At 55.6% G+C, this 24,606-nt stretch carries 27 protein-coding genes; 8 read left to right on the top strand and 19 right to left on the bottom strand.

Annotation, left to right across the window (positions count from 1 at the left end; translation table 11 throughout):
* Positions 1-7 precede the first annotated feature (7 nt).
* Genes thiL through P0120_09835 form a run of 3 tightly spaced genes read left to right on the top strand, consistent with a single transcriptional unit; the run spans position 8 to position 2,999 of the window.
* Positions 8-1,051, top strand: a complete 1,044-nt coding sequence (gene thiL, locus P0120_09845) for a thiamine-phosphate kinase (GenBank protein ID MDF0674619.1) — start codon at positions 8-10, stop codon at positions 1,049-1,051.
* Complete coding sequence (locus P0120_09840; protein ID MDF0674618.1) at positions 1,051-1,566, top strand: DUF2062 domain-containing protein; 516 nt, start codon at positions 1,051-1,053, stop codon at positions 1,564-1,566. The genes thiL and P0120_09840 overlap by 1 nt, the downstream gene beginning before the upstream one ends.
* A 14-nt stretch (positions 1,567-1,580) precedes the next feature.
* Entirely contained in the window at positions 1,581-2,999 is a 1,419-nt protein-coding gene (locus tag P0120_09835) for an HD domain-containing protein (protein ID MDF0674617.1), read from the top strand.
* Between the two features lie 103 nt (positions 3,000-3,102).
* Here the strand turns inward: P0120_09835 and P0120_09830 are convergent, their stop codons facing one another.
* On the bottom strand, positions 3,103-3,870 hold the full coding sequence (locus tag P0120_09830; protein ID MDF0674616.1) for a hypothetical protein: 768 nt from the start codon (positions 3,868-3,870) through the stop codon (positions 3,103-3,105).
* Positions 3,871-4,111: 241 nt separating this feature from the next.
* Between P0120_09830 and P0120_09825 the strand changes: the two genes are divergently transcribed.
* Both P0120_09825 and P0120_09820 read left to right on the top strand, forming a co-directional pair.
* A complete protein-coding gene (locus P0120_09825) occupies positions 4,112-4,486 on the top strand; it encodes a hypothetical protein (protein MDF0674615.1) in 375 nt (124 codons plus the stop codon).
* Between the two features lie 53 nt (positions 4,487-4,539).
* Positions 4,540-4,863 carry a hypothetical protein gene (locus P0120_09820; protein MDF0674614.1) on the top strand — a complete coding sequence of 108 codons (324 nt, stop codon included), beginning with the start codon at positions 4,540-4,542 and terminating at the stop codon, positions 4,861-4,863.
* Positions 4,864-5,009: 146 nt separating this feature from the next.
* Here the strand turns inward: P0120_09820 and P0120_09815 are convergent, their stop codons facing one another.
* The 13 genes from P0120_09815 to P0120_09755 form a co-directional block, all read right to left on the bottom strand.
* A complete protein-coding gene (locus P0120_09815; protein ID MDF0674613.1) occupies positions 5,010-6,242 on the bottom strand; it encodes a GDSL-type esterase/lipase family protein in 1,233 nt (410 codons plus the stop codon).
* Between the two features lie 89 nt (positions 6,243-6,331).
* Positions 6,332-6,595: a hypothetical protein gene (locus P0120_09810; GenBank protein MDF0674612.1), complete on the bottom strand. Its 264-nt coding sequence runs from the start codon at positions 6,593-6,595 to the stop codon at positions 6,332-6,334.
* A 182-nt stretch (positions 6,596-6,777) separates the two neighbouring features.
* Complete coding sequence (locus tag P0120_09805; protein MDF0674611.1) at positions 6,778-7,773, bottom strand: M23 family metallopeptidase; 996 nt, start codon at positions 7,771-7,773, stop codon at positions 6,778-6,780.
* Positions 7,770-9,146 carry a Pup--protein ligase gene (gene pafA / locus P0120_09800; GenBank protein MDF0674610.1) on the bottom strand — a complete coding sequence of 459 codons (1,377 nt, stop codon included), beginning with the start codon at positions 9,144-9,146 and terminating at the stop codon, positions 7,770-7,772. The genes P0120_09805 and pafA overlap by 4 nt, the downstream gene beginning before the upstream one ends.
* Positions 9,147-9,434: 288 nt before the next feature.
* Positions 9,435-10,121 (bottom strand): proteasome subunit alpha, encoded by a 687-nt coding sequence (prcA, locus tag P0120_09795; GenBank protein MDF0674609.1) that lies wholly within the window; start codon positions 10,119-10,121, stop codon positions 9,435-9,437.
* Positions 10,122-10,123: 2 nt separating this feature from the next.
* Positions 10,124-10,939 (bottom strand): proteasome subunit beta, encoded by an 816-nt coding sequence (prcB, locus tag P0120_09790; GenBank protein ID MDF0674608.1) that lies wholly within the window; start codon positions 10,937-10,939, stop codon positions 10,124-10,126.
* A 23-nt stretch (positions 10,940-10,962) separates the two neighbouring features.
* Complete coding sequence (gene dop, locus P0120_09785) at positions 10,963-12,462, bottom strand: depupylase/deamidase Dop (protein MDF0674607.1); 1,500 nt, start codon at positions 12,460-12,462, stop codon at positions 10,963-10,965.
* Between the two features lie 7 nt (positions 12,463-12,469).
* Entirely contained in the window at positions 12,470-14,146 is a 1,677-nt protein-coding gene (arc, locus tag P0120_09780) for a proteasome ATPase (GenBank protein ID MDF0674606.1), read from the bottom strand.
* 233 nt (positions 14,147-14,379) lie between these two features.
* A complete protein-coding gene (thiE, locus tag P0120_09775) occupies positions 14,380-15,006 on the bottom strand; it encodes a thiamine phosphate synthase (GenBank protein MDF0674605.1) in 627 nt (208 codons plus the stop codon).
* Between the two features lie 134 nt (positions 15,007-15,140).
* On the bottom strand, positions 15,141-15,914 hold the full coding sequence (locus P0120_09770) for a thiazole synthase (protein ID MDF0674604.1): 774 nt from the start codon (positions 15,912-15,914) through the stop codon (positions 15,141-15,143).
* A gap of 71 nt (positions 15,915-15,985) precedes the next feature.
* Entirely contained in the window at positions 15,986-16,213 is a 228-nt protein-coding gene (thiS, locus tag P0120_09765; protein ID MDF0674603.1) for a sulfur carrier protein ThiS, read from the bottom strand.
* 233 nt (positions 16,214-16,446) lie between these two features.
* Entirely contained in the window at positions 16,447-16,674 is a 228-nt protein-coding gene (locus P0120_09760; GenBank protein MDF0674602.1) for a hypothetical protein, read from the bottom strand.
* Positions 16,675-16,698: 24 nt separating this feature from the next.
* Positions 16,699-17,873, bottom strand: a protein-coding gene (locus P0120_09755) for an IS3 family transposase (protein ID MDF0674601.1) whose coding sequence is annotated in 2 segments (ribosomal slippage) — positions 16,699-17,588 and positions 17,588-17,873 — 1,176 coding nt in all. Because the reading frame shifts where the segments join, the coding sequence is not laid out codon by codon here.
* Between the two features lie 513 nt (positions 17,874-18,386).
* Here P0120_09755 and P0120_09750 point away from each other — a divergent pair.
* From P0120_09750 to P0120_09740, 3 genes are all read left to right on the top strand, one after another.
* Complete coding sequence (locus P0120_09750) at positions 18,387-18,782, top strand: type II toxin-antitoxin system RelE/ParE family toxin (protein MDF0674600.1); 396 nt, start codon at positions 18,387-18,389, stop codon at positions 18,780-18,782.
* Entirely contained in the window at positions 18,754-19,068 is a 315-nt protein-coding gene (locus P0120_09745; GenBank protein MDF0674599.1) for a DNA-binding transcriptional regulator, read from the top strand. Before P0120_09750 ends, P0120_09745 begins: the two co-directional genes overlap by 29 nt.
* Before the next feature lie 310 nt (positions 19,069-19,378).
* Positions 19,379-19,858 (top strand): histidinol-phosphatase, encoded by a 480-nt coding sequence (locus P0120_09740; protein MDF0674598.1) that lies wholly within the window; start codon positions 19,379-19,381, stop codon positions 19,856-19,858.
* A gap of 144 nt (positions 19,859-20,002) precedes the next feature.
* Here the strand turns inward: P0120_09740 and P0120_09735 are convergent, their stop codons facing one another.
* The 5 genes from P0120_09735 to P0120_09715 form a co-directional block, all read right to left on the bottom strand.
* Positions 20,003-21,361, bottom strand: coding sequence for a S41 family peptidase (locus tag P0120_09735; protein MDF0674597.1), 1,359 nt, complete (start codon positions 21,359-21,361; stop codon positions 20,003-20,005).
* Positions 21,362-21,429: 68 nt separating this feature from the next.
* A complete protein-coding gene (locus P0120_09730; GenBank protein MDF0674596.1) occupies positions 21,430-22,614 on the bottom strand; it encodes a peptidoglycan DD-metalloendopeptidase family protein in 1,185 nt (394 codons plus the stop codon).
* Positions 22,611-23,510, bottom strand: coding sequence for a permease-like cell division protein FtsX (locus P0120_09725; GenBank protein ID MDF0674595.1), 900 nt, complete (start codon positions 23,508-23,510; stop codon positions 22,611-22,613). Before P0120_09725 ends, P0120_09730 begins: the two co-directional genes overlap by 4 nt.
* Complete coding sequence (gene ftsE, locus P0120_09720) at positions 23,507-24,196, bottom strand: cell division ATP-binding protein FtsE (GenBank protein ID MDF0674594.1); 690 nt, start codon at positions 24,194-24,196, stop codon at positions 23,507-23,509. Before ftsE ends, P0120_09725 begins: the two co-directional genes overlap by 4 nt.
* Before the next feature lie 20 nt (positions 24,197-24,216).
* Positions 24,217-24,606: a YraN family protein gene (locus P0120_09715; GenBank protein MDF0674593.1), complete on the bottom strand. Its 390-nt coding sequence runs from the start codon at positions 24,604-24,606 to the stop codon at positions 24,217-24,219.

The raw sequence follows: 24,606 nt of genomic DNA, 5'->3' as shown, positions 1-24,606 counted from the left end.
TAGTGTCGTGGCCCGTCGTCCGGCCAACCGCCCCATTCAAGAATTTGCTCTGATCCGATCTCTCGAACGTCGGTTTGCCCGTCACACGCCAGGGCTCGTTCAAGGCATCGGCGACGATGCAGCCGTAATTGAGACTTCCGCCCAAACCTGGTGGCATCTCACAACGGACCTGCTCGCCGAAGGAATCCACTTTGACCTGAAGTCGGTTCCCCCTGAGTCAGTCGGATACCGAGCCGCCATGGCCAACCTCAGCGATATTGCCGCGATGGGCGCCGTTCCTCGCTATCTGCTCATCTCGCTCGCCATCCCGAGGACAGTGAAGCAGTCCCATATCGACAAGTTGTACCGCGGCTTAATGAAGGCTTGCCGCCTGTATGACGTGGCACTCATCGGTGGAGACACTTCGGCGTCCAAGGCTGGACTCTTTCTCAGCATCACCCTGGTCGGCACGACGAGCGGGCATCGGGCGCTTTTTCGGCACGGTGCCAAAGTGGGAGATCACATCTATGTTTCGGGCACCCTCGGAGACTCTCTGGCAGGCCTCAAACTCTTGATGAACGGCACAACCTCGCACCCTTTGAGCAAGAGGAAGAGCGACTTCTTGCGCTCCCATCGGCAATTCCTTGTTCGCCGCCATTCCCACCCTACCGCGAGGGTCTCCGAAGGCCGGTGGCTCAACGGGAGACGACTCGCCTCCGCCGCCATCGATCTGTCCGACGGTCTCTCCGGAGACCTTCGACATCTGTGCGAAGCAAGTCGAGTCGGCGCAGATGTGGAACTCGAGAAGATCCCGATCTCACCGGCCTGCCGAGCCTATGCATCGGCGATCGGAGTCTCGCCGATTCGACTCGCGCTCACCGGCGGTGAAGACTACGAACTATTGTTCACCGCTTCGCCGAACAACCGCGATATCATTGAGCGGCAAGCACATTCACGGGGCTATCGCATGACCTGTATCGGGACGATTCGCCCGCAGCGGTTCGGGATCAGGATGAGGTCCGACGGTCGGACGCAGCCGATGCCGGCCACCAGTTACGAGCATTTCTGCTGATGCCCGACGTGAGCAACCAGCCCTCTGCGCGAGGAACCCGATCGTTCCGGGCACTCCTACGCCAAATACTCCACTTACAGGAGTCACCGCAACGCACCGCGCTGGCATTTGCGCTGGGCGTCTTCATCGCGTTCTCACCCGCCTATGGCCTGCACACGGCGATGGTCGTGCTGTGCACCTGGCTATTCGGACTCAATTTCTTGGCCCTGTTCACCGGTGCCTTGGTCAACAATCCCTGGACCATTATTCCAATCTTAGGTGCAACCTACTGGACCGGTGCATTGCTCTTGGGACGGACCGATATGCCGAATTTTGATTGGCAGGATCTGAGTTTCAGCGGTATCTACGAACAAGTCCTTCCCTACGCAGCCCCCTTCATGCTCGGAGGACTCGTTCTCAGTGTGCTCGGAGCCTTGCTGTCCTATCCGGTCGCCTACCTACTTTTCCATAAACATCGTTCCTCGCCCGCCAAACCCACGACCGAACCGTTGCCGCCCTCTGACCAGGTGGGCTAAGATGCCCACTCGCCATGGAATCGGCAGACCGACCGAACGCTCCGTATGATGGATCGGCCCTCATCGCCGATCCCATCCACAAGTACGTCAGTTTCACCGTACCGTATGCTCAGCCCGATCCACATGAATACACCGAGAAAGACCTGATCGACTCCTCCTGGGTTCAGCGGCTGCGGTACATCTACCAGCTGCAGAGCGCCCGTTGGGTCTATCCATCGGCGGAACATACCCGATTCGTGCATTCGCTCGGGACGATGCACGTGGCGGGACGATTCGCCCGGCATTTGTATCCTTTCCTCAAGAAATCCGTCAAAGATGTGCCGTCGGTCAATTTTGTTGAAGAACTCTTGCGGGTGACGGCCTTGGTTCATGACATCGGGCACGGTCCGTTTTGCCATTTCTTCGATGACAATTTTCTCCACGCCCATGGCCTCTCCCATGAACGATTGGGCCAGATCATCATCCGAGAACATTTGGCCACCCTCATCAGGAAAATCCGCCGAAGCCCGTCCGGACTCTTCGCGAAAGGAGAAGAACTGAATCCCGACCAGATCGCCCATTTGATCCTCAAGGAGAAAGGCAAGGACAATTCCCGCCTCCCTCGTTGGCTGAACATGCTTCAGCCTGTGATCTCCGGGAGTTACACCGGAGATAATCTGGACTACGTCTTGAGGGACTCATATATGTGCGGTGTGGCCGTAGGCCCGGTCGATCTGACGAGGTTGATTCATTACACCATCGTGACGGAAAAAGGGTTCACCATTCACAAAACCGGGCTTCCGTCCCTCCAAATGTTCCTGAACACCAGAATGTACCTCTACTCCAACGTCTATTTCCATCGCACCACCAGAGCGATCGACATCCACCTGCGGGACATCTTCGGTCAGACGATGCAGCTGCTCTGTCCCGTCGATCCGCGCAAGAATATGGAGCGGTATCGCACCCTGACCGATTGGTCGCTCTTGGAAGAAGTTCGAGGGTGGAAACAGTCTCGCCACAAAGCGCGCCGGCAGCTTGGTCAGGAGTGGGCCAGGATCTTAGGCCGAGACGTCAAATGGAAGATGGCCTATAGCACGACGCTGAAAGAAAAAGGACAGGAACGCGGCATGGCGTTCCCCAGTCATCGGCATTTTGAGCAGCAGATTGCCAAAGAGCTACCCTCCGGCTTGAAACGGCTGGCGTTTCGCGTAGACATGGCCCTGTTGGATCCACGTCCTGACCCGAAGGACAGTCGTGGAAATCCTCTCTACGTGTACGATCCTGGGACGGGTCAGATTTCGACCGAGCCGCTGGAAGAATTCTTAGACCTTCTGCCCACGAGGCTCATTCAGTTTCGAATCTATTCCCCCGACCACCACCACGACGTGGCCCTGTCGCAGGCTGCCGCGACCGTCCTCAACAAGACACCGACCAGCCTCGAATCGAACTACTGAGCGATGAGTGAGTCAATCGTCGTGGCGTGGAGCTTCACCGCTTGATCCATCCACCGTAGCAGGCTACTGCAGAGGACGGACAGTCTTGGCCCCTTGATGGTTCTTAGGCGGACATTTGGAGAGGCAGGTCGTTCAGTAGTTGGGCCTTTTTCGACTTCATGATCTCCCGCTGCTCATATGATGGGAAATGGGGGCCGCGTTTTGTCGGTGGGAACCGGCTCTCAAATCGCTCGATGGTCTCAAGCGCTTCAGCCTCTTCTCCGGCCTGAAGCAACAACTGCATGAGTCGGAGGTAGGCGGGAACAAGAAACATCAGATGCCGCACTTCTTTCACCTCGTTCACCACATACCGATAACCTTCGATCGAGACCTCTGGATTGATCTGTTCATAGCTGAAAGCCTCGATCAGATGGATCCCCAGACGATCTGTGTCGGCGCTGATGCACCGTTCCCACTGCCCGTTCATCACGGCCCGCAGTTCTTCCGAAGACAACTGGATGCCGCCATTTTTGCCATTGTTACGAAGTTGTTCCAACAGGCCTCTCGCTTCCAGCCAGGCTCCGTACAGTCCGACCAATACTCCAATACAGGGCGTCGGTCGTTGACATTTCCCCGTATGCGGTGAAAACTTCTTCTTCGCCACTTGGGAAGGTAAGAAGACGCGGCCATGCGATGCGGCACAGACCTCACAGATATGGTCGTCACTGGGCGTCACGTAGATATACATGCGAATGCCGGAACGATCAAAGATATCGATGGCCAGGATGCGCCCGGCCATGATTTGCATCTGATAATATTGCCATACAACGAGAAGGCCAAGAATGGCCGCCAAATAGACCGTCGCGTCAGGAGATTCCCACCCTTCAAGCATCAGCACTCGCCTCCACACTGGGGTTCAGGATGACACACTACGTCAACTCTCAGACAGGCCGTCTAAGAATTCTCTGTTATCTCAAATGGGTACGGGACTGTATCGGCTAATACCTTCGTGCACTTGACCTTCCTTCTTCTCTTTACAACATCATTTCCTTTCTGAGAAAGAACTGGCAGGCATCCTGCAGGGAATCGAATTCGTTGGAGACTCCACTCATGATGCATAACGCAAGGAGGATATGATGGGCTTGACAGGAAAACTGGCGATCGTTCACTGCGGGCTTTGGCTTTCGTTGGCCATTCCAGCCTATGCTCAACTTGGGGGTGGGCGGCAGGATGCGGTCAGCATCCTGAACAACATGCCCCCCGACGTCCTGGTAAAAGTGCGGTCTTTAGCACAGATCCTCCAGCAAAACCTCAAAGACGGGAAAATCTCGGATGCCGAGATTCGACAAGGCTTGACGTCCGGACAACTTGGAGAAAAGTTGAAACAGCTGAGCCCCGAAGCCGCCCAGCTCCTTGAAGAAATCAGTGACGCATCGAGGCAGGGAAAGGGACCAGGGGAAGAGAGCTTGATGCCGTTGATGGGAGGGTTGGGTATCTCGCCTGATTAACTGCGGGAATACCCTAGTGACGTCGATGGACCCAATAGAGGTATGATAAAAACATGGATAACGCGTTCGCCATGAGTCCTGCGGACAAGGTGGCCCTCATCACGCCTTGGATCAATCCCGAAGAACGGGTCACGGTGCAGTTTGACGATCAAGGCGATATCAACACAATTGTGACTGGCTGCAGCGAGCGATTAGTGGACCTCGAGCTGGAACTGGAAACCAACATCCCGCATATCCGGCAGAAACTGTCGATTCCGCTCAGCGAGGTCGAAGTCTTAGAAGATCCCACCCACTATACGCGTGATCCCGACAAGCCGTTACAATTTAAACGGCTGCTGTTGATCGTCAACGGCAAGCGCCCGCCAATTGTGTACTAGGAGAGCCACGCGAGATTCTGGGTCATCTTCAGACCACTAAAGTGATACATCGGCTAGTGTCCATACCTCAACACTGTTGACAAACAAGCCGGATGCTGGCCCTATCATTCATTGTGCGGAAATTGCCTTTGGTAACGTCGATCAATTCATGGGCCGGCAACAGCGACACCAAAGTCTGGCCAGACCGGACTTGCCCGAGTTTTTAACTGATCCAGGTAGTTCACAACATCGTCAGCCATGTGCTCAGCGATCACTCGATGGCCTTCCGCATTAGGGTGGGTATCGACTTTCGAATTCTCGAGTGACGATATGTCAAGCCCCGCATACCATGGTGCCATGTCCCTGACTGGGACGCCGTGTGCATGCCGAACCACATCGGTAAATAACGAATTCTTCATGTGCAGATCATCCCGTTTAAAGAACAGTATGAGCGGGATCTTGCGTTCTTGACAAATCGCAACCAATTCGCTTAACGCTGACATGGACCCACGCCACCCCGGCCCGTTTGGTGAGCGGGCCAAAGACTTCTCTTGCAGCGGTTTGAGTACGGCATAGCGATAAGTATGATGCGCCAATCGATACAGCCATAGTTTCCCCATCATAATCTCTACCATGACCGGAAATGGCTTCCCACGCATAGAGTTTTTACTCCATGGATCATAAGGTCTTCTTTTCTCTTCTATATCATTCGGCACGTAGGTCAACAGCACCAGATCCGGCTGCAGGTTGGCCCCTTCTTGCTTGAAATAGCTCAACTCCTGGACGGTGTTGTAGCCCCCAACCCCACTGTTGATCACACGCACAGGCCGGTGCAGACGGCCCCGCAGCAACGATTCGAGGCGGACGGCAAACGTCTTGTCCTGGTCCACCCCCAACCCAAAAGTCACTGAGTCTCCGAGTGCCAGAATCCGGTATTCACCCTCTGCTTTGGGCAGAATGGGTCGATCGCGCAAGCCCCGTTCATTATAAGTCACGAGCACGTTACCATAGCGTTTTTCCCACGCCGGTTTGTGTCTGTAGACGAGCTCGTCATCGGCCTGCATGTCGCGTAGATATTCCCCTACCCACTCATAGTAAGAGATACCGAGCGGATCAACCATACGAACCGCTATCTCAAGCACCCCAAGCGACAGGAGCAGGGATACACCACTGATGACAAGACCAGTCCGGGCCTGATACAGAGTCAGGTACCATGCTGACTTAGCGAGCGTGAGTATCAGGGCGATTCCAACAAACAGACAGAGCAGATAGGCATACCCCCCGCTATATCTGCCCAACACTACCGGCTTATCCGAGTAATGGGTGGCCGCGAGTACAACACCGACCCAGGCCGCTACGACTATGCAAACCTTCAGGTACCGGACACTTGCAACCGTCATTGCTCTCCCTTCCATATTGAGAGACCCAAATTGTATACGGCTAGAATCACAATCCTATCCAGATGACCAATCGAGGAAGTCCATTGCCCTCAAGACTTCTTCTCTTGTTCCACCGAGGCATCCCCGGCACTCGGCTCGGCTCCTTTGCTTTCTTCCTTTTCGGTCGACGTTGGTGACTTGGTGGTGCGTTCTTCTCGATGGTGGCTGATCAGTGCTGCGGCAATCAGCAGCTGGATGCCGATGAGGAGAAAGAAGAGCCCTCCCTTGAACTGCCCTGTCCCTTCGGCAATCGCGAATCGGTGCGCGGCGAGCAGAAGAGAGAGCGCCGAACAAAGGAACAAGAAAATTCTCATGTCCGATGCCTCATCCTAAAATGGTATTCTCGCGGTGGGACGAGGTCAACCAGAAATCATGCGGAAAACTGAAGTTATTTCAAAACCATCCGTTCGCCCTGAGCATGTCGAAGGGCGTTTCATTTCAGACAGTTCCGTTCATGGTTCGACAAGCTCACCACGAACGGATTTGAAGCGGAACATTATGGGGCCGGAGAACCAGCGCTGGAAGCAGGATCCGTGACAGACACAGGAGCTGCTGACTGTACTGCGCCTTTAAACGGCAGATCCAACAAGGCATAGGGATTCACGCGCGCGCCGTTGAGTTTCACGCCCCAATGGAGATGAGGGCCGGTGGCACGACCGGTGGCTCCTACTTTCCCGACAATCTGCCCGGCTTTCACCTGCTCGCCGTCCTTGACCAGGACTTCGGACAGATGGAAGTACATCGAATAGAAGCCCAACCCGTGGTCCAGAAACACACCCTTCCCGGAGAAAATATGATCGACGGTGAGACGCACCACCCCATCGTTCGTCGCGGCGACGGCGGTTCCAAGCGGAGCCCCGATGTCTTCACCGTTGTGCGGGTTTCGCGCCTGACCATTCATGACTCTGACACTACCAAAAATCCCGGTTCGCTTGCCGCTCACCGGCTCCACGAAACCCGGTTGCCAGAGCTTGCTCTGGGACTCCGTAGCGAGCGCTTCTTTCACTTGTTCCTGCTCGGTCTTCCAGCGTGCCAAGCTTTTTTCATCGAGATCAACCTTGTCTTTGGGCAACGTGAGATGCTCAACGTGAAATTTCCCTTTGACGACAGATATGCTGTAGCGGAGCATGCGAGTCTGCTCATCCGTCTTCACCTCGACGGTTAATTCATGAGTTCCCGGGTCGTCTTGTAAATCTATCCCCAGCAATCCGATAAATCCTTTCGGCTCTTCGAGTCGCGTGTCAGGGAAGAAGCTAATGGAGCGTCCCAAGAATTTCCCCTGCACGCGAGCGGCTGAATCATCGACCGGGACTTTGACGACGATAATCTGACCCTGTTTTCCAGTATACCGACCATCGGCACCTTGAGCAGTCGGTACGGAACCAGGAACGAAGCCAGTGAGCAGATAACCGGTGAGGAGAACGACGATACCCAGTAGGCACCGCGCCGGCATGGCACGTCGTGAATAATGCGGATCCAGCGTCGGCTTCATCGATAAAACCGCCCTCCGGACACTTGAGAAATCAGTTCCTCGACCCGCCGATTGACCGCGCTGAAGGGGTCCATGCAGAGGATGGTTTCCTCCCAATACCCGTTCAACTTCAGATACGTCCAATCCACCGTATAGGATCGATTCTTGGCGCGAGCGAATCGAATGAAATCCCCACGGACCTTGGCTCTGGTCGTCTGAGGCGGGGTGGACATCGCCCGCTGGACCGCCTCCTCTTCGACGACCCGTTCGATGAGCCCCCGAGACTCCATCAAGTAATACAACCCTCTCGTCCGCTTCACGTCATGGAACTGCAAATCCAGAAGGAACACCCTTGGGTCGTCCCACCCGCAATTCTTCTTATCCACGTAGGATTGGATCAAATGTTTCTTTGTGACCCAATCGACCTGATGGATGAGTTGCATCGGATCTTCTTCCAGCTGCTGAAGCATCCGTTCCCACTTCTCCCACACATCGTCGAGGATGGGTTCATGCGCCTGTTGATTCAGATATTCTCCAGCCCGCTTGAGATAGGCCAGTTGAATTTCAATGGCGGTCATCTGCCGGCCGTCATCGAGTTTCACTTTCTTCTTCAGCGTCGGATCCCGCGAGACCTCTCGGATCGCCTTGACAGGATCCTCGAGTTCCAACCCATGCACCGTGTACCCCTCTTCGATCATCGACAAGACAAGCGCGGCTGTCCCCACTTTGAGGTAGGTGGCATACTCCGACATGTTGGAATCCCCGACGATGATATGGAGACGCCGATACCGTTCGGCGTCCGAATGGGGCTCGTCGCGGGTATTGATGATGCTTCGGGAAGACGTCGTCGACGATGATGTCTTCTCGTGAATATGTTGCGCGCGCTGGGAGATGAAATATTGCGGCTTCCCCGACACTTTCAGGACTTTTCCGGCCCCGCTGAACACCTGCCTGGTCACGAAAAAGGGAATCAATTGTTCGGTGACTTTCCAGAAATCGACATCACGCCGCATAAGGAAGTTTTCGTGGCATCCGTAGGTATTCCCCAGGGAATCCGTGTTATTCTTGAAAATATAGATTTCTCCGGACAATCCTTCTTCTCGAAGCCGTTCCTCCGCTGCAGGCAGACAGGCTTCCAACAAACGCTCGCCCGCCTTATCGTGGACCACGAGTTCAAGGATGTTATCGCACTCTGGAGTCGAGTATTCGGGGTGACAGCCGGTGTCTTGATAGAACCGCGCTCCGTTGACCAAGAAGGCGTTCGACGGCCAGCTGTTCGGAATCAGTCCTTCAAAGATGTACCCCAGAACTTTTTCCATGGGGAGATAGATACGACCGTTGGGGGAAAAAATGAGGCCGTATTCGTTTTCGAGACCGAATATCCGTTGTTTCATAGGTCCTGCAGACATCATGAATGGCCTAGCAGGATGTTGAAAAAGGCCACCGGTTTCGTTCTCGCATCGCTCAGAGGCTCAACGTACCGAAACGTACGCCTCACCGCTTCGCTCGCTGAGGCCTTGCCGAATGGCCTTTTTGACCATCCTGCGGGCTCCCGTGATTTGGTTCGAGGCGTTAATTGCCCTACATTCTCGATCAATCGAAATAGCTTCGTAACTACTAGAAACAGATTACACGCCGATTGTCGGATCTTCAACAAAGGAAGCCCTTACGAAGGACAGAGGTCAGGGAGAGAGGATGTGTCGAACGTCGGTAATCGATAAGCGGCGAAACTTGCGGCCGGTACGGGTTCGGTCCAAGACCGCGACTTCCAACCCTTCCGGCTGCAGCTTTTGATTGGCCGTTTGCTCCAGCGCCGCGACACACAGGTTCAACGCAGCGTCTAAGGGCGGAACCTGGCCGGGACTTTTTTCTTTCAGCACGGTGTGGACCACTTCAGATCGTCCGCCGATCACAGCAAAGTTCTTCTCATCGATGATGCTGCCGTCAAATGAGATACGATAGATCTCGTTCGGACGATCGTTACCACCGGCTTGCACCACGAGGATCTCCACCTCAAGCGGCTTCATTTCCTGGCTGAACACGGTCCCCAGGCTTTGCGAATACCCGTTTGCGAGCGAGCGGCCGGTCACATCTTCCCGGCTATACATGAATCCTCTGAGATCGGCGTGGCGGATGCCCGCCTTTCGAAGGTTCTCGAACTCGCTATACTTGCCAGCTCCCGCAAACGCGATGTTGTCGTAGATTTCCGACACCTTGTGCAGCGAGGCGCTCGGATTGTCTGCCGTCAGCAAAATGCCGTCGCTATACTCTATCGCGATGATCGAGCGGCCTTTGGCGATTCCCTTCCTGGCATACTCAGCCTTATCCTGCATCATCTGTTCAGGGGACACGTAATAGGGCATCGGCATGATTACGTCTCCCTTGAACGACGTGCCGCCATCACATCGTTACACACAGCACGTAGTGTGTCGTCCGATACGTCGATGATGCCTTGGGCGGTGACGACCTTCGCCGTGGGGTAAATGCCTCGCACGAGATCCGGCCCGCCGGTCCCGACGTCGTCGTCTGCGGCATTGTAGAGCGCGAGCAAGGCTAATTTGATCGCATCCCCCTCGGGGAGATGCCGCTGAAAATGTTCCCGCATGGTGTTGCGGGCATCTTTCCCACCGGAACCGATCGCATGGTAATCGGACTCTTCGTACCGCCCGCCGGTGATGTCGTACTTGAAGATGCGGCCCTCGCCGCGTTTCAAGTCATACCCGACGTACAACGGCATGACGACCAGTCCCTGAAATACCATCGGAAGATTGGCCTTGACCATCTGGCCAAGTTTATTGGCCTTCCCCTCACAGGAGAGCGGCATGCCTTCCAGCTTTTCGTAATGCTCCAACTCGGTCTGAAATAACTTGGCCATCTCGATGCATGGACCGGCCGCTCCAGCGATCGCCATGGCCGACCAGTCGTCGATCTTGAAAACTTTTTCGATTCGGCGGTCCGCAATCTGAAACCCTTCCGTGGCTCGGCGGTCCCCGGCAATCACGATACCCTGCTGATACTTGAGGGCCAGTACGGTTGTGGCGGAAGGCACAGCGATCGGTCCCATGGTGCGCACCTGGTCGGGACCCGCCGCCATTCCATGGTTTCGTAATGCCAGCTCGGGATGATGTGTGGAGACGAAATCAAAAAAACTGGAGCCGTCGTGGTCGGGAAGATAGGGCAACTTCATTGCGGTCTTGGAACCACGGTTCGTCACACCTTGAGTTTTTCGATCAGGGCATCGGCTGAATCGGTCGTATCGAGCAGCTCTTGTGTCAAGGCCTGCGTCCCTCGATGAGGGTCCATCAGAGGCACCTTCTTGATCGTCGTATTGCCGACGTCGAACAGCACCGACGTCCAACTGGCCCCGTACAGGGCCTTCGCAAACTTACTGACACAACGCCCACGAAAGTACGCTCTCGTACCTGTCGGCGGATTGAGCTCCGCCCGTTGAATCTCATTTTCCTCAACGATCCGCTCGATGAGGCGACTACGCTCTAGCCTGTAGAACAATCCTTTGTCCGGGCGGACATCATGATATTGGAGATCCATCAGTTTTATTCGAGGATCATCCCATCCGCACCCTTTACGCTCCATATAGGACTCGATCAGATGTCGTTTGGCGACCCAATCCAACGCATTCACCAACAATCGCGGATCGCGATCGAGCTGGTTCAACACATCCTCCCAACGAAACAACACATCGTGCGTCGTAGGACTGTGATCCTGCGAAGCATAAAACGTCTTGGCGGCGCTCAGGTACGCCCGCTGGACAGCAAGCGCCGTGGTCGGCCTTCCTCCCGACAATTTCAGGGTGTCCTTCACATCCAGGTCGCGGGACACCTGTTTGAATGCCCGAATCGGCTCGTCCAGTTCGAACTGAGGCAAATCGGCTCCTGACTCAAGCAAATCCAAGACGATGTCCAACGTTCCTACCTTCAGATAAGTGGAGAGTTCCGCCATATTGGCGTCGCCAGTGATGACATGGAGCCTCCGAAACCTTGCCGCATCGGCATGCGGTTCATCGCGCGTGTTGATGATCGGCCGTTTGACCATCGTGTTGAGGTCCATGAGACATTCGAAAAAGTCGGCGCGCTGCGAGATTTGATATTCCGTCGGACTGGTCTGATTTTCAGCACCGACTTTTCCCGCTCCAGCGAAGATCGGTCTGGTGACCAGAAACGGCGTCAACACCCGGGCGATCCTGTCAAACGGCACGGACCTTGAGACTAAATAGTTTTCGTGGTATCCGTAACTGTTGCCCTTGCCGTCGGAATTGTTCTTGTATAAGACATACTGCTCACTTCCTCTCACCCGAGCCATTTCCTGAAGGCATGCCGAGAGAATGCGCTCTCCGACCCGTTCGAACGCCACGATCTCTCTAGCGTTCGAACACTCCGGCGTCGAGTATTCCGGATGAGCTCCATCGACATATAACCGTCCGCCGTTCGCCAACACCTTATTCAGCTGCCGGTTATAGTCCGGATTGGGACGTTCTCGCTCGCCGTCAACTTCAAATCCCCGGGCATCCAAAAGTGGATTTTCGTTTTCGTAATCCCAGAGCGCCCCCGGAACCGGAAGTCTCGGGTAATGTCCGATCACGGCGAATGAGCCCGACACAGGGTCCATCGCGGATGGATCTTTTGTCGCGATGCCGAACTCGGTTTCAGTCCCAAGCACACGCATGCGATTCGTGGATGTGTGGTCTGGCATAGGATCGTTAGAGATAGTGGCCGGTACTGATGGTTTCAATCTGACGATGCTCGGCAGGCCCACCGCTGATGGTCCGGATATGAACGATCTTCTCCCCCTTCTTTCCGGCAACTTTTGCCCAATCGTCCGGATTGGTCGTATTGGGAAGATCCTCGTGTTCCTTGAACTCCTCACGGATGGCGCGGATCAAGTCGTCCGAGCACAGGCCAGCTCCCTCTTTCGCGATCACGCGCTTCACGGCAAATTTTTTCGCGCGCGAAACAATCCCTTCGATCAGGGCTCCGCTGGCAAAGTCCCGGAAGTACAGAACTTCCTTTTCGCCGTTGGCGTAGGTCACTTCGATGAACTTATTTTCCTCGCTGGCTGCATACATGGTTTCGACCGTCAGGGATGTCAATTGATTGACCAAGGCCTGTCGGTCGCCTCTATGTCGTTCCAAATCCTCGGCGGCAAAAGGAAGGTCCGTTGAGATATATTTCGAGAAAATGTCACGGGCAGCCGTGGCATCCGGTCGCCCCACTTTGACCTTGACGTCCAATCGACCGGCGCGAAGCACCGCGGGATCGATCAAATCCTGGCGGTTGCTGGCCCCAATGACGATGACGTTGCGCAATCGCTCCACCCCATCAATCTCAGAGAGAAACTGCGGAACGATCGTCGATTCAATATCCGAGGACACGCCTGTCCCACGGGTCCTGAAGAGTGCATCCATCTCATCGAAAAACACGATCACCGGATGACCGTCGTCCGCCCGTTCTTTCGCCTTCTTAAACACTTCACGTACCTGACGCTCCGACTCCCCGACGTACTTATTGAGCAGTTCAGGGCCCTTTACATGAAGAAAATAGCTCCGAATTTCTTTGCCCGCCCGATGGCCTAATTTCTTGGCGATCGAATTGGCGACGGCTTTGGCGATCAGCGTCTTTCCGCAGCCGGGTGGACCATACAGTAAAACCCCTTTCGGTGCGCTGAGCTTATATTCGGAGAATACCTGTGGATGCAGGAAAGGAAGTTCGACGGCATCACGTACCTGCTCCAATTCTTTCTGGAGACCTCCGATGTGCTCATAGTCGACATCCGGGACCTCTTCCAACACGAGTTCTTCCGCTTCGGACTTCGGCAACTTCTCAATGACATACCCGGAACGAGGATCATACAACAGGTGATCCCCCACACTCAGCCGCTCAGCGAGCAGCGGGTCGCCGAGCTCGGCCACCTTCTCCTCATCGAAATGGAGCGTGACCAATGCCCGCGCGCCTTCCAGCACGTCTTTGAGTCGAACCACCTCTCCCTGACTGTCGAATCCTTTGACCTCGATCACGTTGAGCGCTTCGTTCAGGACGACTTCTTGCCCCTTCCGCAACTCATTGCGCTTGATCGAAGGATGAAGGTTGACCTTCATTTTCCGCCCCGATACATAGACGTTTCCGGTTCCGTCCGCATTCATACTGGAAAATATGGCATACGCCGACGGCGGCGCCGTCAGTTTTTCCACCTCGCTACGCAGCGCCTCGATCTGCGCCTTCGCTTCCTGCAGCGTGGCCACAAGTTTTTCGTTCTGCTTATTGGCTTGATCGAGTTGGTAGCGCGATTGGTAGAGTCGACGGATCTCTTCCTCCATCGACTGAATCTGAACGCGAAGCTTTTCGGTCTCGCGGGCGTGTTCGTCGTTTTTATGAATCATCTCCCCATTCCCCTCGGACAGCCGCTTCGTAATCTTCTTGACAGAATCTCGGAGGGACCTGAGTCGATTTGGCTGGCCCTTGCTTTCCGCCATATCGGGACGACACGAACAGCTCGCCGCATCGAGCGAAAACGCGAATAATTCTGATGGTCGGATTCTAACATCCGACCTAGGGGTGGTCAACTCCAACGGACGATCTCGCGCGAGACTTGTCCCCGCTGTGCCACGCCGTATCACGTCTCCAGAGCATGTGTGAACTCTCGGACGGCTTCGCCGATGTCGTCACGAGTCAACAGCGCTCCGATCACGGCAACTCCGTGAGCACCGACTCGACGAACATCGCGCACTCGTTCGCAGGTAATCCCTCCAATGGCAAGAACGGGGATGGACGATCGGCAGCAGACATCGGCCAGCAGATTGAGCCCAAGCGGAGGCCCGAACGAACGCTTCGACGGAGTCTCAAAAATGGGACCAAACACGACGTAGTCGGCACCGCTCTGATTCGCACGTCGCACATCCTCGACCGAATGTGTGGACACCCCCATTAATCGACGTGGTCCGATCAGCTGACGCACTGGGAGGGGAGGCAAACTGTCGGAGCGAAGATGCACGCCGTCCAAATTCAGCGCCATCATCAGATCGACGCGATCGTTGACGATCAACGATACAGATCTAGGCGTTGCCAGCGTTTGGATTTCTTGTGTCAACGACAGTAAGTCGCTAGTGCACAGATCACGTTCCCTTAGCTGAATAGCCGGTACGCCGGCCATGATCGCCTCAGTGAGTACCGTTGAAAGAGATTGGCTTTGAACCAGGTGTCGGTCAGTAACAAGAAGCAGACGAAAATTTACTGGAGGCATCACTGAAGGGCTGAGATCATAGTCCTGGGTGCTGAGTCGATTGAGAATAATGCTCCACCTCTGTTCTGACTCATTTTTCTCCCGCTGACCTCACCCAGCACCCAGGACTCAACATCCAGCACTCAGCACTGTTCTTAGAGCATCCCTTCGATCGGGCTGCTGGCCGTCGCATAGAGTTTCCTGGGAATGCGACCGGCCTTGTAAGCCAGACGACCAGCATGAACCGCATACTTCATCGCTTCCGCCATGGCAAGCGGATCCTGTGCACCGGCAATGGCCGTATTCATGAGCACCGCATCGGCGCCGTATTCCATCGCCAAGGCTGCGTCCGACGCGGTTCCGACACCGGCATCGACGATAATCGGCACCTTGACGGTTTCCATGATGATTTTCAGGTTGTACGGATTACGAATCCCGAGCCCGGATCCGATGGGCGCAGCTAGAGGCATGACCGCCGGACATCCGATATCCACGAGCTTCTTCGCGACAATCGGGTCATCGTTCGTGTATGGAAGGACGATAAATCCTTCCTTAATGAGGATCTTGGCTGCCTCGATCAAACCGGCCGTATCGGGGAACAACGTCCTCTCGTCACCCAGCACTTCCAACTTCACCAAGTCGGAGACTCCGGCCGCCCGGGCCAAGCGCGAGTATCGAACGGCATCTTCCACGGTGTAGCATCCGGCCGTGTTGGGCAGAATCGTGTATTTCTTCGGGTCGATGTAATCGAGCAGATTGTCTTTCGATCGATCGGTGATGTTCACTCGCCGCACTGCGACCGTCACCACATCGGCGCCGGACACTTCAATCGCCTTTTGCGTCTCGACAAAGTCTTTATATTTTCCCGTTCCGACCCATAACCGAGACTTGAATTCGCGTCCCGCAATCACCAGTCGATCGTCCGTCATCGTGATCCTCTCCGGAACATATTGCCCAGAGCCACCAACCGAGGCTCCCTAAAGAAGATGAGCGAACCGCCTCAATCCTTTGCCGCAGCGCCGCCGCCGATGAACCCGAGAATCTCGACCCGATCCCCGTTTTGGAGCCGGCGTTGACCAAATGCCGCCCGATCGAGGATTTCGAGATTCAGCTCCACGGCCACCCGCTCCGTTTGAATATCCAGGTCTTGCAGCAAATCGGCGACCGATGCACCACTGCGCCAGCTTCGTGCTTGCCCGTTCACGTGGATGTGGATTGCATCCTGCACGCCTGTCATCCTATGGGACCGGAATTACCAAAGTCAACGAAGCGCCCACTAATTGCCAATTGCGCTAGCATAGCTGCTTCGGCCAGGCAGAGAGCAAGCTACTGCGCATTCGAGAAAGATGGTCACTGCGGGTGGAGCGCTGAGAGGGCAAGCAGAACGTGCGGGAGCTAGGGACAGTTGAAGATTCAACTGTCGAGATCGGTGCGAATCCACGGCTCCAGCACGAGAGCCTATTACATGTCGGGTGGGAGGCCAGATTTCAAGGCCACTGGTCTAAAATCCTGCAACAATGGCGCTGCATATTGATCATCAGTGCCGGCGGACTTAATCCCCCATTCCTCCGGCTTCGCGAAATCAGTGCGATCAACAGTCACGGCCTGCTCCGTATCCACTATGAGCTTGGCGGTTCTCACGGCGAAGGCGTAATAGCGATTCCCCGCCAGCTTGACCTCGGTTGTCAATAGTGGACGCCATGAATTGCAGCCTCATGCCGCCGGCTGTTGACGGGCCCATCGCTGGGCAAATGCAGCGGGCGAGCAATTCCCGAGCCGGGAATGCCGCCGTTGACGGTTATAGAAGAGCTCGATGTACTCCGTGATCTCCCGCCGGGCCTGCTCCCGCGTGGCATAACGCCGGTGATGGATCAGCTCATTCTTGAGCGTTCCCCAGAAGCTCTCCATCGGCGCGTTGTCATAGCAGTTGCCCTTCCGACTCATGGACGGGGTCAGGCCGAACTGCCGCAACTGCTCTTGATAGTCCTGGGCACAATATTGGGATCCGCGATCGGAGTGGTGAATCAAGCCTGGGCGTGGGCGTTTCCCCCACACTGCTCTCACCAAGGCGTGACGCACCAAGTCCGTCGTCATCCGAGCTCCCATCGCATGTCCGACCACCTCACACGTATACAGATCTTTGAGCCCGGCCAGATACAACCACCCTTCTCCCGTGGGGACATAGGTGATGTCGGTGACCCAGGTCTCATTCGGGCGCGTTGCGGGGAACGTTTGAGCCAGGAGATTGTCCGCCACAGGCCATTGATGCGCCGAATCCGTGGTGATCGTGAACCGGCGCACCTGTGTGCAGCGTAAGCCCAACTTCTTCCGCAGCCGCTTGATGCGCCCAATCCCGGCTGGAAAACCATCCTCACGCAATTCCGCCTGGAGGCGTTCCGGTCCATAGGTCTGGCGGGTGCGCACATGGGCCGCCTGAATCGCCACTTCCAGCCGTGCGTTCTCCTGGGCGCGCTTCGAGGGGCGGCGGTTCTGCCAGGCATGGTACCCGCTTCGGGACACCTCCAGTACCCGACACCACAGACTCAGGGGATAGTGGGGCCGCAGCGTCCTCATCAGCGCGTACCGGGCAGCTGCGCCTTCGCAAAGTACGCGGTGGCTTTTTTTAGGATGTCGCGCTCCATCCGCGCCTCGGCCAGGTCGCGCTTCAGCCGAGAGACCTCGGCCTCCAGCTCTGTCACGGGCCGTCGGCTCTCCCCCAGCGTCGCGAGCTGACCGCGCCGGGCTCGACACACCCAGTTCCCGAGCGTCTTGTCTGAAATGGCGAGTCGTCTCGCCGCCTCCAGAGTCGTCAAGTCCTGTTCGAGCACAAGCTGCACCGCTTGCTCCCGAAACTCCTTCGTATACTTCTGTCGTGGGACTCGTTCCATCGCACACCTCCAGACCTCTGATTCTAGGTTGAAGGCGTCCACTTTTTCGAGGTTACCTCAGTCGGTGAACAGATGACACCATACAACATGAGTTGTAGCCCCATCGTGGAGAGGGATCACGGAGCTCTGGTTGGGCAATCACTGAGAGGGTCTGGACCTGGATGCCACTCATGCCAGGTGACTCCTTGTGGACAGACGAAGCAAGCGATCGGAAGGTACCAAAACAGTCTGCTATTGTAAATACTTGGCGGTTTCATGTCCCAAATGTAACAGGTGAATAATGGCGCAGTTGTGCATCGACCTCCAACGACATGGCAAAGTCGAAACATTTTCGTGCGCGCGCGTTCAGGTAATAGGCCATAGTGTTCGGTTTGCACTGTGTCTAACCTGACAGATCCATGCCCTTGGGCTAGGACTGTCACAACCGGCCATTTCTATTCTCAAGGTTGGGCAATATACAATTGCATACCATAGCACTAAGTGCTATATACAATGCGTGGACGGAGACACGGGATGGCGGTATATCAGACCCGCTGGTTTGATCGTTGGGCGCGCAAAGAAGGGCTCACCACAACGAGCCTGTGCGCGGCTGTGCGGGAAATGACGGCAGGACTGTATGACGCGGATCTCGGTGGCGGGCTGCTGAAAAAGCGGATGGCGCGACCTGGACAGGGAAAGCGTGGTGGCTTTCGCACGCTAGTCGCGACCAACAAGGGAACCCGCTGGATCTTCGTGTTCGGTTTCTCAAAAAACGAGCGCAGCACCATCGACAAGGACGAAGAAACCGCCTTAAAGAAGCTGGCCTCCCATTTGCTGTCATTGACGACGCAGGCGCTCAGGAAAGCACAACGTGCCGGGGAATTGATGGAGGTGCATTGCGATGAAGAAAGCAACATCCGCCATTCTTGAAGCGGTCCACACCACAGCAACAGGCCTACACAAAGCCGGCGTGATGGATCGGATCACGCTGCGCGAATTCGACCAACTGTACGTGCCGCCCATCGCGCCGCTGAAGCCGAAACAAATCAAAGAAATTCGCGAGGCGTCACGAGTCAGTCAAGCGGTCTTTGCCGCGCTGCTGAATACCAGTGTGTCCACAGTGCAAAAGTGGGAGATTGGTCAGAAGCGCCCCACAGGCACCGCCCTCAAGCTATTACACCTGGTGCAACAGCGAGGCTTGAAAGCCGTCGCCTAACATTCCGATCGACCATCACGATCACACGCGCGATGAGCCCGTTCCGGCGAGCACCCCCGATCTTTACATCCAACCGTTCAGACTTTGATACCCGCTGCAACGTCGAATGATGCTTTGCCCTTGGACCGAGGCCGTCATCAAGCCTCAATTCCCCCGACACTACCTCAATTTTCAAGAACTTCAGGCTGGCAGTATCCACTCTACTCTCCACAGAAGATTCAGAACTGATGCAACGACTCACAAGCCGTGCGCATACCTCGTATCTTGCGCCTCCATCCCTGCTCAGGTCAGAATAACGCCATCACGGTCTATGAACTCCATCCCGCACCACAACCAGCAACTTGCCATTATCTTCCGCTCGATGGCTGATCTCCTGTCATCCCAACGGGCGAACCCTTATCGAGTGCGGGCCTATCGGCGGGCTGCGGATGCTCTGCTTGCCATCGATGAAGATGTGGCAGCCGTGGCGGAACGGCAGGATCTGGAAGCTATCGACGGGATCGGAACCGATCTGGCAAAAAAGATCGAAGAGTTTCTTGAGACTGGAACCATCCGCGCCTACGAGGAGCTTCAGACCCCGCTCCCGACGGAGGTCAGAGATTGGGCAACTCTTCCTGGTCTCTCCGAATCACTCGTGGCCTATTTGTACTTCCGACTCGGCATCAGGACGCTGCTTGACCTCGATCAGCTCATTCAATCTCACCTGCTTCGAACCCTGCCGAGTTTCTCCGGATCAGAGGAGCATTTGCTGCAGGCTGTCCGACAACGTATACAAAATAATGAGCTTTAGCAGGTTACCACCGGAATAACTTCAGGATGCTCAAAAAGACCGTCCAGCAAGGCCGCAGCAAGCGAAGAGGTGAGGCGTACGCTTCGGTACGTTGAGCCTCTGAGTGATGCGAGAACACCGCTGGCGGACTTTTTCAGCATCCTGTTAGGAACTCTTGAGTTCCTTGAAAATCTTCCAGCTCTTCAGCAATTCCACCGCCTTCTGGAGCTGGACATCCTGCTCAAGCGAGAGTTCCCCTCCCGCTTCGGCCGGCAACGACTGTTGACCCGTGCCGTTCTTCGGACTTGCCTCATCGGGAGACTTCCCAGTCGGTGGTGATGCATCTTTTCCTGTCGGTGGTTTGACTGCCTTCACCTCCTGGTCCTTTTCAGCCGACTTCCCATCAGGCACCTTGGCAAGCACCGGCAGCGGCAGTTTCACCACAATATCCGGAATAATCCCGGTCGACTGGATCGACCGACCTTTCGGCGTATAGTACTTCGCGGTCGTGAGGCGAAGCCCCGAACCATCGCCTAACGCCAAGATCGTCTGCACCGACCCTTTTCCGAACGAGGTCGTCCCGACTACGACGGCCCGCCCCCAATCTTGCAGCGCCCCGGCTACGATCTCCGACGCACTCGCCGAACCCTCGTTGACGAGCACGATGACCGGTAGGTCTTCAAGTTGATCCTTGGATTTCGCGAACCATTCGTCCTTTTTCCCTTCCCGGCTTTTGGTGTACACCACCAGCTTCCCGCTGGGAAGAAATTGCTCGGACACATCGACGGCCGCGGTCAGCAAACCGCCGGGATTGTTTCGGAGATCGAGAATGGTTCCATGGACCTTCTGATCCTTGAACTGTCTGATCGCTTTCGAAAGGTCTCGACCGGTCGCTTCCTGAAATTGAGTGAGCCGGACATAGCCGAGGTTGTCGATGACTTTCGACTTCACGCTTTCAATTTTGATGGTGTCCCGGACGAGAGTGAACACCAAGGGATCCGCCGTCCCATCCCGTTGAATGGTGAGGTTGACCTTACTGCCTTTCGGCCCTCGCATCTTCTGGACAGCATCCATCAACGTCAGATCCTTCGTGGTGTCGTCGTTGACTTTAATGATGAAATCGCCTGCTTTGATCCCAGCTCGATGCGCGGGCGTGCCTTCGATCGGCGCGATCACGGCCAGCCGGTTGTCCTTCACACCGATTTGAATGCCGACTCCACCGAATTCTCCCCTGGTTTCGACCTGCATCTCCTTATACATTTCCGGAGTCATATACGCTGAGTGGGGATCGAGCGTCGACAGCATGCCGCGAATGGCCCCTTGGATCAGATCCTTCGGCTTCGTCTCGTCGACATAATGCTTTTGAACCTGATTCAAGACCTCGGAGAAGGTTTTGAGCTCCTCATAGGTTTCACCGGCGTGACCGGTTCGCTCCCAGCCTTTCCCGATGACAACTCCGCAGAGCAGGGCGAGCGCGATCATCGGTCCGACCACCCAAGACTTCCGCCGCAGCTGCTGTTCCATAATCTTCACATCCCTTCTTTCATACGTTTTCGGACACTTCGACCGGATCGACGCCGACCATGCACATTTTATCGTCTTGCCAGCCAGTGGAGCGGATCGACCGGCTCGGCCCCTTCACGTAGCTCGAAGTATAAAGTATTTTCTCCAATCACGCCCGTGTCCCCGGTCTCCCCGATAGGCTGACCTTCGGCAACCTGTTCACCCGCTTTGGCCAGAATCTTGGACGCGTGCGCATACAGTGAGAAAAACCCGTTGGCGTGATCTAAGATTATAACGAGTCCGTATCCTTTCAACCAGTCCGCATAGACGACGTTTCCGGTCATGACGGCATGGATGAAGCTTCCCTCCTCGGTTCGGATTTCGATGCCTTTGCGCTGGACATAGGTATTGAACGTCGGGTGTTTCTGACGCCCGAAAAACGACACGACTTTGCCCTCGGCCGGCCAAGGTAGCGTGCCTCTCACTCCATGCGCCAAGGGTGAAGCCGTCGGAGGGTGCAGGGCCATGGCACGTCGGCGCGTTTCCAAATCATGCAACAGGGCATCCACTCGCGAGGCGGAACGCTGCAGTTCTTCGACTGTGCGGTTGTAGGAATCCTTTTCGTGCGTGATCTTCGCCAGATAGACCTTTTTCTCCCTCTGAAGCGCTCGGATATCGACCAGTTTCTTCTCGATGTTCAGCTTGAAGGCGATCAGTCCGGCTCTGGCCTCGGTGCGCTGATGCTCCGCCTGCTCCATCCGCTCCATATCGGCTCGGAACGTCTTCAGCAATTCGTAGTCCTTGTGTGAAACGGCAGAGAGGTATTGTCCGCGACGTTGAAAATTACCGTATGAGTCCGCCGTTAAGAGCACCCTCACACGACCGAACCGTCCTTCCATGTACTGCACGCGGAGCCGGGCAAGAATGGCCTCACGTCGTGCATCAATGCTGGTTCGCATCGCCCCAAGCCGGTCCGTAATCTCTTCGAGCTCCCGATCCTTCCGTCTCAGTTGCTTGCTGATCTCATGATGATCTTGCCGATGATGCACCAGTCGTTCATCGAGGGATTGGATGCCCTGCAGAACCGATTCTCGTTTCTTTTCTGCTTCCTCCGCTCGTTTCCGCTTCTCTTCGATCTTGTCCTTCAGCTGATCAAGAGTCCTCCGCTCTCGCTCAATTTTTTCAGAGATCGGATCATTCGCCGCACCAGCTGCAGATGTCCACCCTCCTCCCACCGCAAGACACCAGAGTAGGATGGCGAAGGAGATGCTCATGCCCGCCCTTCCCCGACTCGAAGAAGCGACACAACGCTCCCGGCAAAACCAAGCCCCATCCCCGCCATGACGAGCGCCAGACACACCGAGAGGGGAAAAAACGAGATCATGCCTTCGATCCCGCTGAAACGGCCTGTCAATTGGATCTGCTGCCGGAACAGTTCAAACGCGACCTTAAGAATTCCTAACGATAGTGCGCTGCCACAAGCTCCGAGCACGGCTCCTTCGAGGAAATATGGGATACGGATGAACGTGCGCGTAGCCCCAATCGAACGAAGAATTTCAATCTCCTCCCGTCTAGCCAACAGAGCAAGCCTGATCGTATTCCCGATGATCGTCACTGCGGCCGCGGAGAGGAGGATCCCGACGCCGATCGCAACCAGCTCGATATATCCGATCAGTTCGGCCAGCAAACTGAGCCATTCCTGATTATAGTCGACCTTGGCGACACCTGCCATTGTTTGCACTCGTTCAACCCAGCCTCTCATGGCGTCAGGAGACCGAAAGCTCGGCGCAAGCGTCACCACGAACGAAGCCGGGAGCGGATTCTCGCCAAGCCCTTCAAGTAAGTGGGACTCACCGGGGAATTGGACTCGAAATTCTCCTAAGGCTTGTTCTTTCGAAATAAAAAGCACCTCGGCAACCATGCGATCAGCCTTGAGTTTTCGCTCCAGTTCCTGCACTCTTTCGCCCCGAAGTCGATCCTCCAAATAGACCATGAGCTTGACATCTTCCTGGAGAGATCCCGCTGCGTGCCGCAAATTCACATAGAGCAACAGAAAGATACCCACACAGGCCAAGGTAAACGCCGTGGTCAGAACGGCGACGATCGTAGTCGTCCGATTAGTCCGCATGTTCGCCCACGCTTCGCGAACGAGATAAAATAGTCGTCTCATAGGCCGACTCCTTGCCTGACCCGCCGCTCCGACAGCAATACCCCTTGCACCAAGGTAATCACCCGACGATTCACGTGATTCAGGACATGAGGATCGTGCGTCGCGACGATCACGGTCGTCCCTCGGGCATTGATCAATTTGAACAGCTCCATGATCTCTCTTGTGCGTTCCGGATCGAGATTGCCCGTTGGTTCGTCGGCCAGGAGCACCACCGGCCCGTTGACGATCGCCCGTGCAATGCACACACGCTGCTGCTCTCCCGTGGAGAGACTGTTCGGCAACTGATCTTTGTTGTGATCGACATCAACCGCGCGCAACGCCTCCGTGACTTTACGACGGATATCTTTCTCGGGCACACCTTGAACGAGCAACGGAAGCGCCACATTGTCGAAGACGGATTTCTTCGGCAAGAGACGAAAGTCTTGAAAGACCGCGCCGACCTTCCGTCGAAGATAGGGAATCTCGGTTGGTCTGAGCTTCGTCACATTCCTGCCGTGAACGAAAATCTGTCCTTCGTCCGGCTGCTCCTCACCGAACAGCATGCGCAGCAGCGTAGACTTCCCCGACCCGCTCGATCCCATGAGAAGGATAAACTCTCCCTTTTCAATCTCGAGCGTGACATCGGACAGCGCGGCTTTTCGATCATGCCATTTGGACACGTGGATGAGTTGAATGATGGCATCCATGGAAACCCTTTGGAGAACGGCTAGAACCTTCCGCGTTCGCCGACGTCAAACGCGTTCTGGAGATGTTCGATCTGTCCCTGGTCGGAAGGTCTCCCCTGGACCAACACCACATCGAATCGGCAAACCTTATCGGACCAATGCCGTTGCGCTAAATATAGGGCAGCCAGTTTCGTCAGCTTTACACGCTTGCGATGATCCACCGCCAGCAGAGCACCGCCGAAGGCTTCCGTGGTCCTGCCCTTGACCTCGACAAAGACCACGACACCTTGGTCTTCCGCCACGAGGTCCAATTCGCCGAGAGGAGTCCGTACGTTGCGATCGAGAATTCGGTAACCCTTGGCCAGCAAGAACTGTTCGGCCTGCATTTCGCTGGCTTGGCCGAACTGATGGCGCGAGTCGGAAGTGGCCAT

Origin of the sequence: Nitrospira sp. (assembly GCA_029194675.1) — a bacterium.
Classification (GTDB): Bacteria; Nitrospirota; Nitrospiria; order Nitrospirales; family Nitrospiraceae; genus Nitrospira_D.
This window is presented reverse-complemented; position numbering and strand designations above follow the sequence as displayed.

Excerpts from the sequence above, each read along its gene's own strand:
- P0120_09815 (MDF0674613.1), bottom strand. The coding sequence starts at position 6,242 with ATGACGGTTGCAAGTGTCCGGTACCTGAAGGTTTGCATAGTCGTAGCG.
- ftsE (MDF0674594.1), bottom strand. The coding sequence starts at position 24,196 with ATGGATGCCATCATTCAACTCATCCACGTGTCCAAATGGCATGATCGA.
- P0120_09810 (MDF0674612.1), bottom strand. The coding sequence starts at position 6,595 with ATGAGAATTTTCTTGTTCCTTTGTTCGGCGCTCTCTCTTCTGCTCGCC.
- P0120_09770 (MDF0674604.1), bottom strand. The coding sequence starts at position 15,914 with ATGACGGACGATCGACTGGTGATTGCGGGACGCGAATTCAAGTCTCGG.
- P0120_09835 (MDF0674617.1), top strand. The coding sequence starts at position 1,581 with ATGGAATCGGCAGACCGACCGAACGCTCCGTATGATGGATCGGCCCTC.
- P0120_09735 (MDF0674597.1), bottom strand. The coding sequence starts at position 21,361 with ATGGAACAGCAGCTGCGGCGGAAGTCTTGGGTGGTCGGACCGATGATC.
- arc (MDF0674606.1), bottom strand. The coding sequence starts at position 14,146 with ATGATTCATAAAAACGACGAACACGCCCGCGAGACCGAAAAGCTTCGC.
- prcA (MDF0674609.1), bottom strand. The coding sequence starts at position 10,121 with ATGCCGATGCCCTATTACGTGTCCCCTGAACAGATGATGCAGGATAAG.
- P0120_09830 (MDF0674616.1), bottom strand. The coding sequence starts at position 3,870 with ATGCTTGAAGGGTGGGAATCTCCTGACGCGACGGTCTATTTGGCGGCC.
- dop (MDF0674607.1), bottom strand. The coding sequence starts at position 12,462 with ATGCCAGACCACACATCCACGAATCGCATGCGTGTGCTTGGGACTGAA.
- thiE (MDF0674605.1), bottom strand. The coding sequence starts at position 15,006 with ATGCCTCCAGTAAATTTTCGTCTGCTTCTTGTTACTGACCGACACCTG.
- P0120_09840 (MDF0674618.1), top strand. The coding sequence starts at position 1,051 with ATGCCCGACGTGAGCAACCAGCCCTCTGCGCGAGGAACCCGATCGTTC.
- P0120_09725 (MDF0674595.1), bottom strand. The coding sequence starts at position 23,510 with ATGAGACGACTATTTTATCTCGTTCGCGAAGCGTGGGCGAACATGCGG.
- P0120_09820 (MDF0674614.1), top strand. The coding sequence starts at position 4,540 with ATGGATAACGCGTTCGCCATGAGTCCTGCGGACAAGGTGGCCCTCATC.
- P0120_09745 (MDF0674599.1), top strand. The coding sequence starts at position 18,754 with ATGAAGAAAGCAACATCCGCCATTCTTGAAGCGGTCCACACCACAGCA.
- P0120_09730 (MDF0674596.1), bottom strand. The coding sequence starts at position 22,614 with ATGAGCATCTCCTTCGCCATCCTACTCTGGTGTCTTGCGGTGGGAGGA.
- P0120_09740 (MDF0674598.1), top strand. The coding sequence starts at position 19,379 with ATGAACTCCATCCCGCACCACAACCAGCAACTTGCCATTATCTTCCGC.
- P0120_09750 (MDF0674600.1), top strand. The coding sequence starts at position 18,387 with ATGGCGGTATATCAGACCCGCTGGTTTGATCGTTGGGCGCGCAAAGAA.
- prcB (MDF0674608.1), bottom strand. The coding sequence starts at position 10,939 with ATGAAGTTGCCCTATCTTCCCGACCACGACGGCTCCAGTTTTTTTGAT.
- pafA (MDF0674610.1), bottom strand. The coding sequence starts at position 9,146 with ATGAAACAACGGATATTCGGTCTCGAAAACGAATACGGCCTCATTTTT.
- P0120_09805 (MDF0674611.1), bottom strand. The coding sequence starts at position 7,773 with ATGAAGCCGACGCTGGATCCGCATTATTCACGACGTGCCATGCCGGCG.
- P0120_09825 (MDF0674615.1), top strand. The coding sequence starts at position 4,112 with ATGATGGGCTTGACAGGAAAACTGGCGATCGTTCACTGCGGGCTTTGG.
- P0120_09715 (MDF0674593.1), bottom strand. The coding sequence starts at position 24,606 with ATGGCCACTTCCGACTCGCGCCATCAGTTCGGCCAAGCCAGCGAAATG.